Genomic DNA, 18,911 nt, shown 5'->3' with positions numbered 1-18,911 from the left:
GGATAAAGGAAAGCGCTGCCTATTCATTGAATTTTATCTTGTTGAGAGTAATATATGGGTATAGCTTACCACGATTAACCAAAGGAGGTTTATCATGTCAGTTACCATGAAAGACGTCTGTCACATTGATTCTCTTCAATCTGCTCAAACAATTGCGGGGTACCAAGGACAGGACAATCTCGTTAATAACGTCATGATCATGGAGGCACCCGATGTCGAGCGCTGGATCACCCCTCACGAATTGCTGATTACTGCTTTACCTGGTTTCGATCAGTTATCCGTGACTGAACTCTCCAAGTTTATGGAGACCCTTCACAAAAATTCTTGTAGCGCATTAATCGTTAAAATGACCCGATTTATTACGCAAATTCCCCAGACCATCGTAACCCAATGTGACCATTACCAGATTCCGCTAATTCAGATTCCAGAAGCAATTAAGTACAGTGATATTTTACTGCAGGTCATGCAACTACTCTTCAACGAGAAAAACCGATTGTTGGATCAATACAAGACCATCAACCAGCAATTCGTGAATTTAGCTATTCATGGCGGGTCTATGCAATCTATCGCCGATATGTTAGCAACTTTGATTCATAATCCCGTCACTATTTTCCAAGTTAAAGACAACGTTGAGCAAACCATAGTACATAGTAAAAACTCAACAAACGACTCAGCTCTCGTTCAGTTCACGAAACGCCAGCCACTTCCCAAGAAGGGATATACCAATTATCAGTATTACCAAGCCCCCCTCATGGATTCAACCGTACAACAGCTCATCGTTAAGATTCCACAAAGCCGTGTCGATGAGGTCTATCTGGGTATCTTTATTCAACGAGAACCCATTCGTGATATTGACTTTATGGCTATTGAAAACGCCGTTAACTTTACCCAAATGGAGGCACTCAAGCGATCGGCGGTTAAACAAAGTATGCGGACCTATGCCAACGACATTATTGACGACTTAATCAACGGTAAAATCACAACGCAAGAACAATTCGACAATACCCTAGCCCATTTCAAATTAGTAGCCAATCAGAACTACCGAATCACCGTGATTCAAACAATTCAAGACGATCAATTGCGACCTGAATATTTCACCGATCATCCCAAAGAGGCTGATCGCATCGTCAACTTGTTCAAACGCTACTGGCCAGAAACCATTTATCGTATTCGCCAGAATCGGATTATCCTAATCTTTGAAAACAAACCCACCTCTATTCATCAAATCAAGGTCCAGCTAACGCAAATTCTGGACCATCTGCAATCTGAATCACAGAAACAGTACTTTCAGATTGGTATCAGCGAAGCTTGCCATCCTAATCAATTTAAGGATTATTCTCTTCAAGCCCTTAAAACACTGCAGATTGCGAGCGGCTTGTATAAGCGATCCTTCACACTAACGTACAATGACTTAGGATTCTACCGATTCTTATTTAATACAACAGACATCAATCAACTACGAAGCTTCATCCCCGAAGAACTGATGGAGTTGTACGAAAATAAGCCAGACCTCTATCAGACGTTGCAAGTCTATTTAGAGAAGAACCAAAATACCAAGGAAAGCGCCAACGCACTGTTTATTCATCCCAAGACCATGAGCTATCGTCTGGCTAAGATTAAGGAACGAACCGGTATTAATCTTGCCGACGTAGATGAGGCCTTTCGTATCAACGTTGGTATCCGCATCCTAACGATTTTCAATAACCACACGTTACAAGGAGATGAGTTCTTTGCTAACCACTGACTTTTCAATTAATACAGATAAATCACTACAAGCTACCTTTTATCCCAGCGATGATCCTAGCAAACCAACGATCTTTTATATTCACGGTGGTGGCTTGATCTACGGCAGTCGTAATGACTTACCACAGCAATATCTCAATATTTTTCACCAAGCCGGCTATCCTATTCTGACTGTTGACTACTACCTGGCACCCGAAAGTCAACTACCCGAAATCTTACGCTCACTACAAGCGCAGTTGACAAATTTTCTAGAAAACTTTGCCAAATTGGGGCTAAAGGACAACGCTTACGTTTTATTTGGTCGTTCAGCTGGCGCTTTTTTGGCCATGCAGCTCATTCGTCAAGGTGCCAAGCCTATAGCCTTTCTGGACTTCTATGGATTCCCCAACCTCTCAACTAAAATGACACAGCCCAGTGCAACTTATTTGAAATATCCATCAGTACCCGACGCTACGGTTAAGTCATTGATTCACCCACACCCTGTCAGCAGCGATCGCTCTGATGAACGTTTCCTGCTCTACGTATACGCGCGACAAACCGGCCGATGGGCTACCTTACTAGGTGCGACAAGTTTGTCAGCTCTAACGGCAAAAGAGTTTGCTGAATTTCCGCCAACCTACATTTGCCAAGCTACGGCAGATCCTGACGTGCCATTTATGAACGCGATTCAATTAAAAGCACGGCTGTCCCAAGCGATACTTAAAACCGTAACGGCCAAAGCCCATGACTTTGACCGTACGCCTACCACGGAGAATCAAGTCATTTATCAGACCGTTACGAACTGGCTCAACAACCAGATAGACCATTAACTTATCTGTGATAGATAAGTTAATGTAAGCGCTTTTATCTAAGCCGGTCAATGGAATTCATCACAAATTTATCTATCATAAGCTGTGAGGATGTCGCTCATCTTTGAGCAAATAATTACCCAAATTTTTCTACACAAAGGAGCGTTTTCATTATGAAACGGCGATCACTTGTAGGTAAAGAAGCATTGTATACAGCCCTCGGTATTGGTATTTTCACTTTCTTCTATGGATTACTTTCTGGTTCGTTAGAATTTTGGATGGCACCTGTTGCCTTTATTACTTCAGCCTTTTATGCAGGATTCGGGGCTCCCAAAGACAAAGCCTTAAACACAACACTTAGCTTTGGAATGGGTATTCTTTGGGGATTAATTGCTTACAACCTCTTCCAGATTCCTAACATGAATATGTTGTGGTGGACCTCCGGCGTCTTCGGGACTATGGCCTTCATCGCTATCATCCTGCAAGGAACGATTATGAAGTTCACGTCAGTTCCAGCCTGGTTGTTAGCTTGGGGGACCTTCATGCAGATCTCACTAAATACGACGATTAAGAACTGGCCTCTGTTCGTGGTTGAACTCGCAACCTGCATGTTATTAGGACTCTTCTTCCTCGACTTCGGCTCGGACTTCTTTAAGAAAATCATGTACCAATGGTTCCCTGAAAAGAGCGACGAACTCCCACTAGACCAACATTCAAATAACTAAGCAATACACAAAAATGACAGCCATATTGGTTGTCATTTTTTGTGTATTGCTAATGTCGCCTAATAAAAAGGCAACACCATTTCGGGTCGCCTTCCCATCTATCGTTCAATTATCGTTCCCATATCCCCTGTACCATAATACTTCAAATTATCTAGACTAGTAATCACTGTACGACCATTTGGACGGCTAGTCACAAAATTTTTGGCGGCAATCATTTTTGGTAACATCGAACCAGCTGCAAATTCATGTGACTTAATTAAATCCGTAACGTTAGCCGCTGTTACTTGCGTTAATTGCCGTTGTTCTGGCGTTCCAAATCCGGTATAAACATGATCCACGGCCGTCAAAATCAATAGCTCATCAGCCTCGACCTGCTCAGCTAACTTCTCAGCCGTAAAGTCCTTATCAATGACCCCTTCAAGGCCCACCAACTTTTTCTGACGACGGGCAACGGGGATGCCACCACCGCCACCAGCAATCACTATGGTCCCAGCCGCAACCAATTGTTTAATAATTGGAATTTCAGCAATTGCGATTGGCAATGGGCTTGGAACCACTCGCCGCCAGCCACGACCAGCATCTTCTTTATAAGTCAGCTTGGGATTCTGTGCCATTAGCGTCTGCGCTTCTTCGGCAGTATAGAACGGACCTACTGGCTTGCTTGGTGACTTAAAGGCTGAATCAGCCTCATCTACAATTGTCTGGGTGACAATCGCAGCCACCTGAACGTTACTATCCGATAATGCCGTTTGCAATGAATTCTGCAGCCAATAACCGATACTCCCTTGGGTCATGGCGCCTAACGTATCAATTGGCAGTGCAGGATTTTTCTTCGAGTCAGCTGCTAACTGCTGGAGTAACAGATTCCCTACTTGGGGACCGTTACCATGCGTAACAATCAGTTGATGACCTTGTTTGACCAATTGCGCCAACGCTTTTGCCGTCTGATCCACAGCAGTCTTTTGAGCAGCATAGCTTGGATCACCATCCAAGATTGCATTGCCACCCAGTGCTACAACGATTCGTTTTCCCATGATTTCCACCTCACCGTTTTTAATACCTCAATCATAAGAAACCGATTACATAATTACATTGGGTAAACCTGCTAAACCCGGCTAGAATAGTTATCCCCGATTGCTAAACATAAATCCTACCCTTAAATATCACTATTAGCCTCTCTTTTAAAGATTGAAAACTAAACTGTCCCGTTCCGCCAGTATTTTATCGTAATCAAAAAAAGCCGCAACCGCAGTCACGACTTTCAAACCAATCCAATTATCCCACCAACCGCCGAACATTACCGTTAAACCGGCTCTTCCAGTGGCTGTCGTTCAAACTTGAGATGCCCACGCCACCGGTATCCGAACTCGGTGAATCGTGTAAGAAGACTTGGTTGCCCAGGTAAATGGCGACGTGACAGTTGACCCCTTCCGACTTGTCATTGAAGAAGAAAATGTCGCCGCGCTTCATGTTCTTGGCCTTGATCTTGCGGCCCATGTGAATCAGCGTGTAGGTCGTGCAAGTGGATGTCGGTCCTAAGCGCACGCCGGACTTGGCGTAGATCCAGTGAATGAATGAGGAACAGTCAAACCGCCGAGCCGCGATGCTGGAACTGGTCCGGCCGCCACCCCACAGGTATTTGGACTTGCCGACCAACGCGGACCCGGTCTTGATGGCCTTTTCGATCTTCTTGATGTTGCCCTTCAAGGCCTTTTGGTCCATGGTCAGGTATTTGGCCCGAATCCAGTAATGCTTAGCGCCCACCTTCATGCGGTAATACCCAGACTTAGACGGCGTCGTGTTGAGCTCCACGCGCTTGTCCACGTGGACCCACTGGCCGACGAGGTGCTTGGTGCTGGTACTCCCGGTCACCTTGGCGCCCTTCAATCCCTTGGGCTTGTTGTAGAGTAAAATGTGTTTCCGGTTGACCTTCATGGTGTAATTCATTTTATTCGAGTAGCGCACCCACTTGTAAAAGGCGTCCTGGCGAATCCAACCGCGGTTGGTCTTGTAGAAGACCCCGTGGCCGTTCTTGGCGATTCGCGTCACCTTGAAATGGCGCTTGTAGTCGTTCTTGGCCGAGGCCGCGCGTTTCATGCCAGACCGATAGAGCTTCTTGTAGAAGCCGTACTTGGTGTGGTAAAGCGTTTTAGTTTTACTGATGGCCTTATTGTAGACCGTCTTATCGGCGGTATTGCTGGCCTGGGCGGTGACGGGCTGGCCCGCAAAGCCGGCCGCCAGTAATCCCAGCGCCAAAAAACCGCTCACGATGTATTTGAGACGATGCATTCCGAATCCCTCCTGATTGGTTAACCATTAAGTTATGAAATTATGAACTTAAGGTTATCCTACAAGAGTTTCATCACACGGGGTAACGCGGTTTACCATGCAGAACACCAGCATTTCTGCATGGGAGTTTGGTTTAGAAATGTCAGCCTATTTCCGCTAAGCTCGGGATGGCCAACTCAGGACTGGCCCAAAATAGGCACCGTAGCGGACTCCAGAGCCATTTGACCGGCCAATCCGCCAAATAATTTACCTAGTTGGCAAAATAAACCTTACGCGCCGCCTGAATTTGTGGTACGCTAGCATCTCGTGGGAAATTCAAACGAGGAGCAACACAATGCCTAAAAATTTCAAAGAAGAATTACTGTTCACTGCCGTTATGGCGGGCCTGATGGTCTTGGTCATGGCTGGCTACAATATCGCGCTAGCCGATGGTTTCTCCCATCACTTTATCCGGGAGGTCCTGACCGGCTACCCGCTGGCCTTAGTGGTCGCAGCAATCTGTGACCTGGGGATCATTGGCCCCGGCGTCAAATACATCTTTTTCCATTTTATTATCAATGATTACATGAAGAAAAAACAAATTCGGATTGCCCTGACCATCTCAGTCATGATGGTCGCCGGCATGGTCACGCTGATGTCTCTGTTCGGCATGGTCGTCACCCAAAACTTCGGCGACAACGCCTTATTAACTTACCTGCACACCTGGATCTTCAACCTGTTCATGGCCCTGCCATTACAGCTGTTGATCGTCGGGCCTATCGCCCGGGCCATCCTGGGGGCCGTGCAAAAGCGGACCGCCCCAGCCGAAAATTTAGCCCCTAAATCAGTCGAAGATTAACTAACTAAACGTCGCCGCTATCATCTAGTGGGCGACGTTTTTTCATTTTCTGCGGTCCCACGCCAAGGAAAAAATAATCAGCCCCGGTCGTCGTCAATGGCGGTCGGGGCTGATTTTTGGTTTTATTGACCTTGACCCCCTCGTGGCGGTGGGCCCGAGGGATCGTCTCAATGACCGTTTACCCCCGCCTGGAGCGATGGTGAACGCTGCGTTCTTAGTACCTAGTGTTCCGCCCGATGGACGTCCCCAGTGATATCATCCGCGCTGAAATCATGGCCACGGTAAGCCGCATTGGCCACAGGCAGGTGTTGGGCCAGCGTGTTGAACGCCTGGATACTGACGTCGCCGGTGACCTTTTCAAATCCTAACAGGTGCCCACCAAACGAGTGGTCGGCCGCCAGGAAATGGTCGTGGAACCCGCCGACCGCGATGCCATCAAATATCTGTGGCGCGTAGTAGCCAATCAACGTACCGGCAATCTCGCCGCGTGAAAAGACGCGCTGTTGCTTGGCGGCCTGGGCCAACGTCTGGTACGGTGGCTCGGACTTGGCTACGGCGCGGGTCCGAATGGCCGTGAACACGCCGGTGACCTTGACGGAGAAGAAGGCGTTGTCGAACTGCGCCAGCGCGCGAATCTGGTGATTCAAGTCGACATCGCTGGCCCCCAACACCGACATCAACGGTTGATAATCGGCAAAATGGGCATTGGCAAACGGCACGGTGAAATCATCTGCCACCTCATGGACGGCTCCTTGCGCAGTGACTTGATACGGATGACCAGCCAAAATAATCAGCTCGCCATCCAGACCAGCGCCGGTCCCAATCCCGGTATCCCCGTGACGCAAGAGGTCCTGCATCGTCAAGGTGCCGGCCAATAGTCCCGGCACCAGCAAGGCCAGCGTCCCGTGTTGGTAGAGTGTTGTGGTATTCATGTCCCAACTTCCTTTCGTAGTGCTTTGCCTCTACGATACCGCGTGTGGCGGGGATTGCAAGTGACAAGGGGGGTGATGGAGACTTGATCAACACCTGTTATGGTTTTATCGTTCAAAATCAGGTACCGGATAAGAAAGCTCATTACAAATAAAGCCCCCGCACATTCCAAACCTTTAATCCAATTATTATCCGCTACTTCTGGTCATCTCTCTTCGCTTTCCCCAACTGAATCATTTGCCGCACCCAACGCTGCGAATAATCATACTTCCGGGTCAACTCCGCAATGTTGTGGCCGTCGTACTCCAAGAGCACCTGCTTGGCCACCTTATCGCGGTTGTATAGGCGCATGGGAAACGACACCTGCTGGCCACGATACAGCTGATAAATCTTTTCTGTTAAGTCTTCACCCACCAACTCTACCAACTGGGCATACGTATCTTGTAAGAGGTCCACTCGCATTTTCATTTCAATTCGCTCCTTCACTGCAGTCTTTCCTTCATAGCGTAACAAACGTGCATGGCAAACTAAAATTCGTTTTGCCGTTCACGCGACCGGCAAATTGCCGTCACTATTCCCGGAATTTTGCCAGGATTCTGCGGATCGTTCGGCTCGAATAGTCATGCTCCCGGGCCAACGTCGTGACGCTTTGGCCGCGACAATACGCCTGCCAGATGACGGTGGCCTCTCGTTGTTGGTCCCACAGGCGTTTAGGAAAGCTAATTTGCGAGCCGCCCAGATACCGACACAACTGACGGGTCGCTTCTGGACCAATCACACGCGCCAGCTCCTGGTAGAGCGGCTGCCAATTGTCAATTTCATTCACGGTAACACCCCCATTGCTAACTGATTGCCTTCAGTTTATACTGCCAAGTAGACAGGATATGTCCAGTTACGAAAAAGGAGGGATTCCATGAACGCAGCTTACCGCCAACTCACGATTTTTCAATTACTGCTGACCGGCCATACCGTGGCTAAAGCCCAATTGGCTGAAAAATTTGGCGTCAGTTCCCGCATGATTCAGCGCGACCTCGGCCAGATCCGCCAGTTCATTGCCGACCAACAACTCTTCTATCAACTCCGCTATCACCGCCAATCCGGCGGCTATCAGCTAGAGGCGACCCAGGCGCCCATTTCCAAGCAGGCCATCCTGCTCCTAATCAAGATTGCCCTCGCCAGTCGCTCACTGACCAAGGCAGAAATGTCACGGACGATTGATGGTCTCCTCCAGCTGATTTCACCGGCAGATCAAGCCGAAATTCGGCCCATCATCAAAAATGAGCGCTTCTATTATCAGCCGGTCCATCACGGCCAGCCGCTGCTAAAGACCGTCTGGGAGCTCAGCCGTTTCATCAACCAGCAACAGACCATCGTCATCACCTATCAGCGGCAACACCGCGAGATTGTGACGCGGACGATTTTGCCGGAAGCTATTATCTTTTCCGAATACTACTTTTACGTCGTCGCCTATAACGCGAAGTACCACAGCAATCTCTTCTACCGCGTCGACCGGATTCGTCAGCTCCACACCACCAACCAGACGCCCATCACCCGCACGCGAGCCGAGCGCTTCGAGGACGGTGAGATACGCCGACTGGTCCACTACATGCAACCGGGCAAGAAGATCACCCTCCGTTTTAAGTTCTGGGGCATCGTGGAGGCCGCCCTCGACCGCTTTCCAACGGCCACCGTCATCGACCGGTACCCCGACGAAGGCGCCGTCTTGATCGAAGCGACCGCCTTTGACCGAGGCGCACAGATGTGGCTATTGAGCCAGGGTGCACAGGTCCAGGTCCTGGCACCGACAGAATTCGTGACGCATCTGCGAACTGAGCTACAGCGGATGCTAGCGCGTTATTAATGCCGATTTCGTTGCCAGCAACCACCCCCCTGTCACCTGCGCCTGCGCGAGTCGGTGCTGGTCCCCGGTATACTAAAAGACACCAGCGACATTTCCCGTTTCTCTTGCTTGATGCACTGCATGTTTACGTGTAGACTTCCTTGAACCCGCAACTTAGACTACCAAAATTGGGTAACTTGGCGTATGCTTAATTCTGTTAACCAGCTGGACTGGTAATTAATTTGATTAAGGAGCAATGACATATGCGTAAATGGAAAATCGGTTTAGTGGCCGCCCTACTGTGCCTGCCGTTGGCGTTGGGGACTGTCTCAGCCTCAGCCAAGGCCACGACGGCCAAAACGACCACGACCAAAGTTACCAAGAAGACGACCACTAAGAAGACTAAAGCGGCCAAGAAGACGACCCCGAAGAAACACTACCTCATCGTCATGGGGCACGGTGCCGGCGATCCTGGTGCCCGGGGCAACGGCACGACAGAAGCCCACTTCTTGCGGCACTACATGTTACCGCAACTCCGCAAGTACGCTAAGAAGGTCACCAACGCCAAGATCACCTTCTACAATCCCAAGCGTAACTTGGTCAGCGACACCCTCTATCACCACAAGGGGTCTTACAAATTGAGCAAGAAGACCACGGTCATTATGTTCCATTTGGACGCCCCTGCCGGCCACGGTGGTCACGTCATCATTCACAAGAAGCACCCGACGGCCCGTGACAAACGCCTGGCCAAGGTCATCAAGAAGTACGTTGGCTTGAACCGCGCTTACAACGGCTATAGCTTCCGGACCAACCTGCGGAACTGTAACGTGTTACGCCGTCGCGGCATCGACTACAGCCTGGTCGAATCCGGCTTCATCACCAACAAGACTGACGTCAAGCACCTGAAGAAGCACATGGCTAAGATTGCCAAGGCTGACATCGAAGCCATTACGAACGAACAGATCAAGTAGTCATCAAACTGGTGGTTACCAACGACTATGGTTTGAGCTGGCCGCCTACCGTTCGCCAAATATGGGTTGGAACGCTGGGGCGGACGGACCGAGCCAAAGAACGGTCTCGGCGCCTCGCTTTGAGCCGAAGAACACGTCTCAAAGACGCCAGTTACCTAAGCGACATGAACCGCGCCGCTAAGGTAACTCCCACGGCTGAACCCATATTTGGCGAACTCTCGGCTACGGTGGTGCGTGCCAGTAACAGTCACACCAGGTGGTAGCAGCATTGACGACTAGTCTATCATTAACACAGTGTTGCTGATAGACGCCAACTTGCCGGAGTCAGCCAGCTGTATCGGCGGTGTAGGCTGAGATTTTGTCTCAGCCTACACCGCAGGCATCTGGCTTCACTAGATTTAGTTACCAGAGCACCATCGTTAAGGCAATCAGCGCGGTAATTTTAAGTTCAACCTTCAGTAATTTACTTAAATCATCTCAGGAAGTCTGGGCCACCCGTGCTCAGGCTTTTTTCGTTGCGCCCGCTTTGGGTCGGCCCGCTTACCAACCTGGGCCTTGCCAACGCCGCTGACGCCCCAGCCTGCTAGACTATCCTCCAGGTAAGACTTTTTCACGCAAGGGGGCGTGGGTTCATGGCATACGTTTACTTGGGGACAGCCATTCTTGGCGAATTGATCGGCACGAATCTCTTGAAGGCCGCGGCGGGGTTTACCCGCTTTTGGCCCACGATTGGCGCACTGCTGGCGTACGGGCTGTGTTTTTTCTTTCTCTCGTTAGCCATGCGGCAGATCGACTTGAACGTGGCCTACGCCATCTGGGCCGGCATCGGCATCGTGGTCACCACGGTGCTGGCCGTCTTGGTGTGGCACGAACCGCTAAATCTCGCCAGTTTACTGGGAACCGCGCTGGTCATCTTGGGCGTGGTCATTTTAAATTTGTACGGGCCCAGCCACTGAAAAAGTGTGGCGACAGGCGGTTAGCTGTTAAGCGGAACCAGTTGCCTGTTGGCCCACATTTCGGCCATGAGGCCACCTTGAGACGTGGGCTTTGGTTCCGAGACTACCCTTTAGCTCGCCCGTCACGACGAGAAGGACCCATTCGCCAGACACGTGAGCGACAAGCCACCGCGTTTATTCGATGGTAATTGACTCGTTTCAGTACTAAATTTCTGACGATTTAATGGCCATCACTAACAAGGATGGTTAGCTGGCACGATGTAAATGACAAGTCAAAGAGACCAAGCCCCGTCGAAAACGGTTGCTTGGTCTCTTTGTAGAGCTATTGCGTTCACGATAGCACCAATCCTAGCAATTACAACTCAATGATAAAGTGAAGCTTGACTGTCCCAGATTTTTCTAAAATATGCAGAGCTCCTGAGTAGGTCTTCTTTTGTACCTACCCCGACAATCTTTCCTTTTTTTAACACGATTATGGTATTTGCCAGTCCCACTACCCCAACACGATGGGTAATAAAAAGTGATGGCAGTTTATTCGAGAGTGCTGCTATTTTCGAAAAGACGGCCACCTCTTGTATGGGATCTAGCTTTGACGAGGGTTCATCTAAGATTTGATAAATGCCGTTCTTAAAATTGGCACGAGCGATGGCTATTTGTTGCTTCTGACCGCCACTGGGCTGCAGATTATTTTCAGTATACATCCCCACTAAGGTATCCTCATGTTGTGGTAAAGCGGCTATCCACTCTCTTAAGCTTTGGTCAGAAATCGCGTTTTTCATTTGCTCATGATTGTACTTGACTGCCGCTGCAATATTATCGCCAATTGTGACATCGAAAACTTGAAAATCTTGAAAGACGACTTTGAATAAATCAAAGTATTCATTAGGGCGGATTTTTCAGATATCTTGCCCGTTCAAAGAAATACGTCCGTGTGTGGGTTGCAATAATCCCAGCATTAGCTTCACCAAAGTGGTCTTCCCACTCCCGTTCTCCCCAATGATTACACTAATTCCCGAAAATTCAAAATTAAAAGATAGATCATGAATGACTTCACTATCAGAATCGTAGCCAAAACTCACATGATCAAAGCTAATGACATTGTGTTCTTTGAGCGCTGGATGTTCTTTTCCAAGATTACTTTCGGGACCAGCAATTGTTTTTTCTTGCAAAATGTCATTCACGTAAGTCATTTGATTTTGAAACCTTAAAGTCCTTTGCCAGGTTGAAGTCATCGTTGCTATTGCCGTTGAGATTTGAACAATTCCGCCAAACAAGGTATTTAATTGTCCAACCGGTAAAAGCCCAGTATGAATTTTTAAAAGCACGAGGCCAAACAGCCAAATCACAATGTTTGTGGTCATTAAGGCGGCAACTATCTGGGAAAGGTAATCGTTCCACACCAACTCATGATTGGATTTTCTCTCTCGTTTCCAAGATGCCAAATATCTTTCTTGTATTAGTTCAGCCGTCCCCCACATCTTGACAGATTTCAGTATTTCATATTTGTTGACAATACTCATCAAGAAATAGTTCATTTTACGCTCGATAGCCATTAGACTGGCAAACAATGTGATATTTCTATTTGTTAAATGTTGAAACACTTTCAGTAGCAGTATCTCGCATACGAGCAATAATAATAAAGTTGTCATCGTTGCGACTGTCATTAACGATGATGACAGAAAACCAACCGCAGATAACCAAATTAAAAGCCCTAAGCTACCAATGACAGTTACAAGGCCATTGACCAAGCTTTGAATTTGATGACAAAAGACCGTAATTCCCCCAGAATACCGGAATGAAGACTCACTCTTCATCATTTTACTGAAATACTTTGCCGTAACCAAGGATTGAAAACTCGCTTTCTCCCATGCCTCATGAATTGAAATCCTTAACAGCTCATTAGCCCTTACGGCATGCGTGCTGCTATTTTTTTGGACCAAAGATGAGATGATAGACATCCCAATTGAAACGGCGTAAACGGTAATCGTCATTGACTTTGCATGAAATAGGTTTCCCTGGACGATTGCATTTATGATTGCCGTATTTCCTAATACAATCACCAAAGGAACCACGGCATTAATCACACTTACAATCAGTGTGGTAGGCAAAACGACCTTATCAAGGTGCACAACCATTTTGATTGTTTTTAATATGTTACTAACGTTTCTTTCTAAGTTGCCCATATTAATCACCTACACGATACAATGAACGTTGTGCTTGCCACATTTTCCTATAGAGCTCGCAATTTACTAATAAGTCGTCGTGTGTCCCCATTGCGATGATTTTTCCCTTGCTCATGACAGCAATTTTTCCCTTTTTAATAAAAGACCCTAATCTATGTGTGACAAAAATCACGGTTTTTTTGGCTAGTTCGCTTTGGATCAACTGATAAAAGTTTCTCTCGCTAATTGGATCCAACGCCGCCGTTGGCTCATCTAAAATAGTCAAATCGGCTTGCTTATAAAGGACTCTGGCAAATAATAACCGTTGCTTCTGACCACCTGATAATAGTACGCCATTTTCACTTAACTCATTACCAACATAGGTTTCAATACCATTTGGCAATGAGTTGACAAACTGAAGTAACTGGACTTTTCGTAAGGCTTCAGTAACTTTTTGATAATCGGTCCTTTTGAGATCCGTGCAGGAAATGTTTTCTGCAATGGTAAAATGTAACAGTACGTCATCCTGAAATTGAACAGCCACGTGTTCTTGCAACGATTTAGGACTAACTGATTTTAACGCGAGGCCATTTAGTTTGGCTGATCCAGTCGTTGGACGATACAGCCCACTGAGGACTTTTATCAGAGATGACTTACCGGCACCGTTCTCCCCGACGATAATAAGGTGGTCGCCTTTATTAATTGATAGGTTAATTTCTTTTAAGATGTCGTTGTTATCAAGTTTCAAAAAGACATGATTAAGCGACAATTGTTTAAAACCACCTACCACATTTTGTTTATGCTCAGCGGGCAGGTCTGATGCTGCGTTCATAAATTTTCTGAAATTGGGAACAAACGTTAGATTCTTACTGGCCGAGGTATAGGCCTTTCTTAGGCTTCCAAAATTTGTATTCATTAATTGAATTGCAGTTAGGAAAAAAATACAGTTGGCGGTGGTTAGGCCTTTCTCACTAATTAAGAATAGCAGTGTGAACATAACACCAGCCAAGTTGAACAGTTGCTGTAATATATTAACAACAGCAAGGACTGCCGAATAACGGCCTTCCCAATTGACCAACCGTTTTGCCAATTTTTTCTGGTAGTCATGAAACAGAGGCACCATTCCGAATAGCCGAATATCTTTACCATTCTCGCGGTCCATTAATGTTCTAGAAAAGTATTCTTGATAACTGGTAATCCTATTTTGTGCATTCTTGTGATTTGCATACCAGCGATTCCCTAAACTTTGAATTAAATAGCCGAATATATTAAAAGAAAAGACAACAATCGCTGGCCAAATACTGAGAAGTCCCATTAATACTAATAAAGAAATGATTTGCAGCGAATATCTTAAGACTAGTATGGTTTGATCAATGACTGCCCCAATACCAACATTTGCACCGTTATAGATGGACTCGTAAGCTTGATCAATTATCATCTTTCCTTCAACAGAGTCAATATTCTTCTGGGGCCAAGAAAAAATTCTTTTTGAAAAAATGGGAACGTAGTCAAATCGAAAGTCAAAAGTCAGTTGGGCAATTTTACCCTGAAAATAAATTCCTATGATATGAGCCCCATAAATAAGCAAGCTTAAAATCGCTACTGTGGTTAAAACAATTACTATACTGGATTCTGGTTGAACAACAATCTTTGCAGCATACGCTGGTATTACTGTTATTCCAACTGTGTACAAAATGTCAGTAACTATCACTACCAGTAATAGCCAATAAAAGCTCCGAGAAAATTTCTTTAAAAATATTTTTAAAATGAATTTCCAATTATCTGTTTTCCTCATGACATCACCCTATTTGACAGTCGTATGCCTCCTCGCGCCGATAATTGAATCAGGGAATTTCCCTTAACTTCCCACCAACATAAAAGAACTTGATAGTAAAATCCACAAATATCGCTCTAGAATCTAATGGATAGTCAAATATCAACGGGTAAAAAAATATTGTTAACTAACACTATCGGCATCCTAGTGAGAACTAGCTGGCTTTGCCAGGCTTCAAAGCAAACCGGAAGCTGGAGGCGCCTGGGACACACTTCCTAGGCGTAGGATTCGCTCTCTTTTCTTTCGTCGTCCCCACTGCCAACGCCCAATCTCAGCTATTGGGCGTTTAGCCGCCAGTACGTTGTCAGGTATCCTTACAAACTTGACGCCTACGCTCCCAGGCCATTTCAATCCGCCACTCTGTCAACGACTATTTTATTTGTGAGGATACTCACATAGCAACGAATAAAAGCGGTATAACAGAGTTGAGGAATGACCCACGAGATAATCGGTAGTGTCAGTATTTTGCCGGGGGAAAATACGCGGGCGCGTGACCTCATCATTTCACCGGATCAAGTTAGTCTGTTTCATTGCTGTTGAAGGGAGTCTTATCGTTATGTCCAAGAGTTCAGTAGCTTTAAAGCACTATCAAATGTATATCAATGGTGAGTTCAGAGATTCATCATCCGGAAACCTGATTACCGTTTTGAACCCCGCGACCGGTGCCCCCATCTCCACGGTACCTAGCGCTACGCTAGATGAAACTCGTGAGGCCATCGACGCCGCTTACGAAGCCCAAAAGTCCTGGAAGAAGGTCCCCGCTGCCACCCGGGGCCAATATTTACACGACGTGGCCACGGAAATTCGCAAAGATTCTAAGCACCTAATTGAAATGCTCCAAGAAGAACAAGGCAAGATCAAGTCCTTAGCGACCACCGAAATTCTCTTCTCCGCGGACTACTTCGACTACATGGCCAGCGCTTCACGGACCTACGAAGGCGAAATTCTCCAATCCGATAACCCTAACGAAAACATTATGATTGCCAAGCAACCAATCGGTGTGGCCGCTGGCATTTTGCCATGGAACTTCCCATTCTTCCTGATTGCGCGGAAGATGGGGCCAGCCTTGGTTACCGGGAACACCATCGTTATGAAGCCAAGTACCGATACGCCTAACCTGGGACTGGAATTTGCGAAGATCGTGGAAAAGGTGGGGATTCCTAAGGGGGTCGTCAACATCATCACCGGTCCTGGTTCCGTCATCGGTGACGAATTATCTCGCAACAAGAAGATCGGCATTATCAGCTTGACCGGTTCCGTCAACTCCGGGAAGCGGGTCATGGAAGCCGCTGCGACCCACATGGCCAAGGTCTCCTTGGAATTAGGTGGGAAGGCGCCGGCCATCGTTTGCAAGGATGCTGACATCGACTTAGCCGTTCAATCCATCATCGATTCGCGGGTCGACAACAACGGGCAACTCTGCAACAACTGTGAACGGGTCTACGTCCAAGAAGACATCGCCGACGAATTTACCAAGAAATTGGCCGACAAGATGGCTGCCGTGACGGTCGGTGACCCCATGAAGCACGAAGACATCGGCATGGGTCCGCTGATCAACCAAGGCGCCTTGGACAAGGTTGCCGGCATGGTCGACCGCGCAGTCAAGGCCGGTGGCAAGTTAGCTACCGGTGGGCACACCATCAAGATTGAAAATGGCTTCTACTACGAACCGACCGTCATCACCAACGTCAAGCAAGACTCCGAAATTGTGCAAGACGAAATCTTTGGCCCTGTTCTGCCAGTCTTGACCTTCAAGACCTTGGATGACGCCATCGCCATGGCCAACGACAGTGACTTTGGCCTGACTTCTTCCATCTTTACCGAAAACATTGAAAACGCCATGCGGGCCGCTAACGAACTCGAAGACGGTGAAACTTACATTAACCGCTTCAACTTCGAAGCCATGAACGGTTCTCACTCCGGCTGGAAGGAATCCGGGATCGGCGGCGACGATGGGAAGCACGGAATCGAAGAATTCCTCAACACCCACGTCATCTACCTGCAAGGCCACCCAGAAAAGACCCAAGGCTAGGGTTTAGTCTAAACGATCACCTACGGCCACCAGGGATTCTCTTGCGCTGCAGGTCTGGCAAGCAAGTGTAAGGATAACCCTAGTCAGACTGCTCCGCCAGCGTCATTTGGGCAACGGCGGGCGGTCATCCATGTCAGTCATTTCAACGCTACAAAGACGGGGCGGTGGCGCTGGTCACGGTCCCGTTTTCGATTGACCAAACGATGCATGTGAAATAAAACGTTACCAATTTTTAAATCTGGGGTCAGGTGTGGGCAATGACCGTCAGGACGGTAACGACAAGGATTTGTTAGGCTAGACCGAAACCCATCGTTTTCATGAAAGCGCTTGCTTTTCTCTCTAGTTGTGTAATAATTATCAAGTGTAAATAACTTTAAAACCGAGGTGCCAATTATGAAGATTCAAGCTGCAGTTGTTGATAAGCAAAATGCTGATTTTGAAATTCGTGATGACGTTGAACTGGCTGACATGGGCGCGGATGATATCCAAGTCCACATGGTTGCCAGTGGGATCTGTCACTCTGACGAAGCCCTGCGTTCCGGGGTTGCGACCATTGATTACCCGATCGTGTTAGGTCACGAAGGGTCCGGGATCGTCGAAAAGGTTGGACCAGAAGTTACCCAGTTCAAGCCCGGCGACCACGTTGTCTTGAGTTTTTACGGTTGTGGGAATTGCAAGAGCTGTCTGGCCGGCAAGCCAACGCAATGTGAAAACTACGCGGCCAACAACCTGTCTGGGGTTCGTCCAGATGGGACCGCTCACTTCACTGAAAACGGCCACAAGGTTGCTGACATGTTCGACCAAAGTTCATTTACCACGACCACGGTCGTTCGTGAACGGAACGCCGTTAAGGTCGACAAGGACTTAGACTTACGGAAGCTCGGACCGCTGGGCTGTGGCTATGTCACTGGTTCCGGGACCGTTTTGAACACTTTGAAGCCTAAGCCTGGTGACACCATCGCCGTCTTTGGGACCGGTGCCGTTGGGCTGGCTGCCATGATGGCCGGCCGGATCTCCGGTTGCACCAAGGTCATCGCCATCGATATCGTTGATTCTCGTTTGGCATTAGCCAAGGAACTCGGCGCTACCGACGTCATCAACAGTAAGAAGGTCGACGACGTGGTCAAGGCCGTGCAAGACCTGACTGGCGGCTTTGGTGTCAACTACGCGGTTGATACCACCGGTGTTTCTAGCGTGATTGCCAACTCCATTCAAGCCTTAGCACAAGGTGGGGTCTCCGCAGCCATCGCCGTTACCGACCAACACATCGATCTCGACACTTGGAACGACCTGTGTGTCAACGACAAGAGTGTCATCGGGGTTAACATGGGTGACTCCGTTCCACAAATCGACATCCCTCGTTTGATCGAATTCTACAAGCTGGGCATGTTCGACTTCGACAAGACTGAAAAGTTCTACAAGTTCAGTCAAATCAACGAAGCCAACGCCGACTCCGTTTCCGGGAAGACCATCAAGCCAGTTCTGGTCATTGATGACAGCTACATTCCTGGCAAATAATTTAATTTGGGTGTAACCAAAAAGCGCGGTATCCTGTGAGGTATCGTGCTTTTTTTGCGGCAAATTTTTGGGAGCTGAAGGTTGAAAGACGAAAATCAACTGGAACTATTGTTGTCATGCGACTCATGGCGTTAAAAATAGTCGTTTTCTGCCTCACAATACAAATTGGCCGCCTACCGTTCGCCAAATATGGGTTGGAACGCTGGGGCGGATGTACTGGCCCCTGTCAAGTTGTCATTCGAAATAATATAAAATGGACGTTTACCCTAAGCGGCTTCATTCCAG

The 18,911-nt window shown here is 47.7% G+C and carries 15 protein-coding genes and 1 pseudogene; 9 read left to right on the top strand and 7 right to left on the bottom strand.

From position 1 onward, the window contains the following. The first annotated feature begins 94 nt into the window (after positions 1 to 94). The 3 genes from EGT51_RS08820 (at position 95) to EGT51_RS08810 (ending at position 3,256) form a co-directional block, all read left to right on the top strand. Entirely contained in the window at positions 95 to 1,744 is a 1,650-nt protein-coding gene (locus EGT51_RS08820) for a PucR family transcriptional regulator (RefSeq protein ID WP_135368347.1), read from the top strand. Further along, positions 1,731 to 2,552: an alpha/beta hydrolase gene (locus EGT51_RS08815; RefSeq protein ID WP_225428708.1), complete on the top strand. Its 822-nt coding sequence runs from the start codon at positions 1,731 to 1,733 to the stop codon at positions 2,550 to 2,552. The genes EGT51_RS08820 and EGT51_RS08815 overlap by 14 nt, the downstream gene beginning before the upstream one ends. 152 nt (positions 2,553 to 2,704) lie before the next feature. After that, complete coding sequence (locus tag EGT51_RS08810) at positions 2,705 to 3,256, top strand: DUF1097 domain-containing protein (protein ID WP_135368345.1); 552 nt, start codon at positions 2,705 to 2,707, stop codon at positions 3,254 to 3,256. A 98-nt stretch (positions 3,257 to 3,354) separates the two neighbouring features. Here the strand turns inward: EGT51_RS08810 and arcC are convergent, their stop codons facing one another. Next, positions 3,355 to 4,293, bottom strand: a complete 939-nt coding sequence (arcC, locus tag EGT51_RS08805; RefSeq protein ID WP_135368391.1) for a carbamate kinase — start codon at positions 4,291 to 4,293, stop codon at positions 3,355 to 3,357. A gap of 238 nt (positions 4,294 to 4,531) precedes the next feature. After that, entirely contained in the window at positions 4,532 to 5,545 is a 1,014-nt protein-coding gene (locus tag EGT51_RS08800; RefSeq protein WP_135368344.1) for a C40 family peptidase, read from the bottom strand. 334 nt (positions 5,546 to 5,879) lie between these two features. Here EGT51_RS08800 and EGT51_RS08795 point away from each other — a divergent pair, with 334 nt between their 5' ends. After that, positions 5,880 to 6,383, top strand: a complete 504-nt coding sequence (locus EGT51_RS08795; protein WP_135368343.1) for a DUF2798 domain-containing protein — start codon at positions 5,880 to 5,882, stop codon at positions 6,381 to 6,383. Positions 6,384 to 6,604: 221 nt separating this feature from the next. Here EGT51_RS08795 and budA read toward each other — a convergent pair whose 3' ends face one another. The 3 genes from budA to EGT51_RS08780 form a co-directional block, all read right to left on the bottom strand. Then, positions 6,605 to 7,315, bottom strand: coding sequence for an acetolactate decarboxylase (gene budA, locus EGT51_RS08790; RefSeq protein ID WP_135368342.1), 711 nt, complete (start codon positions 7,313 to 7,315; stop codon positions 6,605 to 6,607). Positions 7,316 to 7,508: 193 nt separating this feature from the next. Next, positions 7,509 to 7,781 (bottom strand): Mor transcription activator family protein, encoded by a 273-nt coding sequence (locus EGT51_RS08785; protein ID WP_135368341.1) that lies wholly within the window; start codon positions 7,779 to 7,781, stop codon positions 7,509 to 7,511. Between the two features lie 103 nt (positions 7,782 to 7,884). Then, positions 7,885 to 8,139, bottom strand: coding sequence for a Mor transcription activator family protein (locus tag EGT51_RS08780; RefSeq protein WP_135368340.1), 255 nt, complete (start codon positions 8,137 to 8,139; stop codon positions 7,885 to 7,887). An 87-nt stretch (positions 8,140 to 8,226) separates the two neighbouring features. On the opposite strand from EGT51_RS08780, the gene EGT51_RS08775 reads away from it, so the two are divergent. The 3 genes from EGT51_RS08775 (at position 8,227) to EGT51_RS08765 (ending at position 11,080) form a co-directional block, all read left to right on the top strand. Continuing rightward, entirely contained in the window at positions 8,227 to 9,174 is a 948-nt protein-coding gene (locus EGT51_RS08775) for a helix-turn-helix transcriptional regulator (RefSeq protein WP_135368339.1), read from the top strand. Between the two features lie 242 nt (positions 9,175 to 9,416). Next, positions 9,417 to 10,124, top strand: coding sequence for an N-acetylmuramoyl-L-alanine amidase (locus EGT51_RS08770; RefSeq protein WP_135368338.1), 708 nt, complete (start codon positions 9,417 to 9,419; stop codon positions 10,122 to 10,124). Between the two features lie 632 nt (positions 10,125 to 10,756). Then, on the top strand, positions 10,757 to 11,080 hold the full coding sequence (locus EGT51_RS08765; RefSeq protein ID WP_135368337.1) for a DMT family transporter: 324 nt from the start codon (positions 10,757 to 10,759) through the stop codon (positions 11,078 to 11,080). A 362-nt stretch (positions 11,081 to 11,442) separates the two neighbouring features. Here EGT51_RS08765 and EGT51_RS13200 read toward each other — a convergent pair. Both EGT51_RS13200 and EGT51_RS08750 read right to left on the bottom strand, forming a co-directional pair. After that, a pseudogene (locus tag EGT51_RS13200) lies at positions 11,443 to 12,744 on the bottom strand (ATP-binding cassette domain-containing protein). Between the two features lie 520 nt (positions 12,745 to 13,264). Continuing rightward, entirely contained in the window at positions 13,265 to 15,037 is a 1,773-nt protein-coding gene (locus EGT51_RS08750; protein WP_135368334.1) for an ABC transporter ATP-binding protein, read from the bottom strand. A 595-nt stretch (positions 15,038 to 15,632) separates the two neighbouring features. Between EGT51_RS08750 and aldA the strand changes: the two genes are divergently transcribed. After that, positions 15,633 to 17,108, top strand: a complete 1,476-nt coding sequence (gene aldA / locus EGT51_RS08745; protein ID WP_135368333.1) for an aldehyde dehydrogenase — start codon at positions 15,633 to 15,635, stop codon at positions 17,106 to 17,108. Between the two features lie 393 nt (positions 17,109 to 17,501). After that, complete coding sequence (locus EGT51_RS08740; RefSeq protein WP_135368332.1) at positions 17,502 to 18,626, top strand: NAD(P)-dependent alcohol dehydrogenase; 1,125 nt, start codon at positions 17,502 to 17,504, stop codon at positions 18,624 to 18,626. Positions 18,627 to 18,911 lie beyond the last annotated feature (285 nt).

This window comes from Levilactobacillus suantsaiihabitans (genome assembly GCF_004745505.1).
Lineage (GTDB): Bacteria > Bacillota > Bacilli > Lactobacillales > Lactobacillaceae > Levilactobacillus > Levilactobacillus suantsaiihabitans.
The sequence above is the reverse complement of the archived record's forward strand: the minus strand, read 5'-3'. Positions and strand labels throughout refer to the sequence as shown.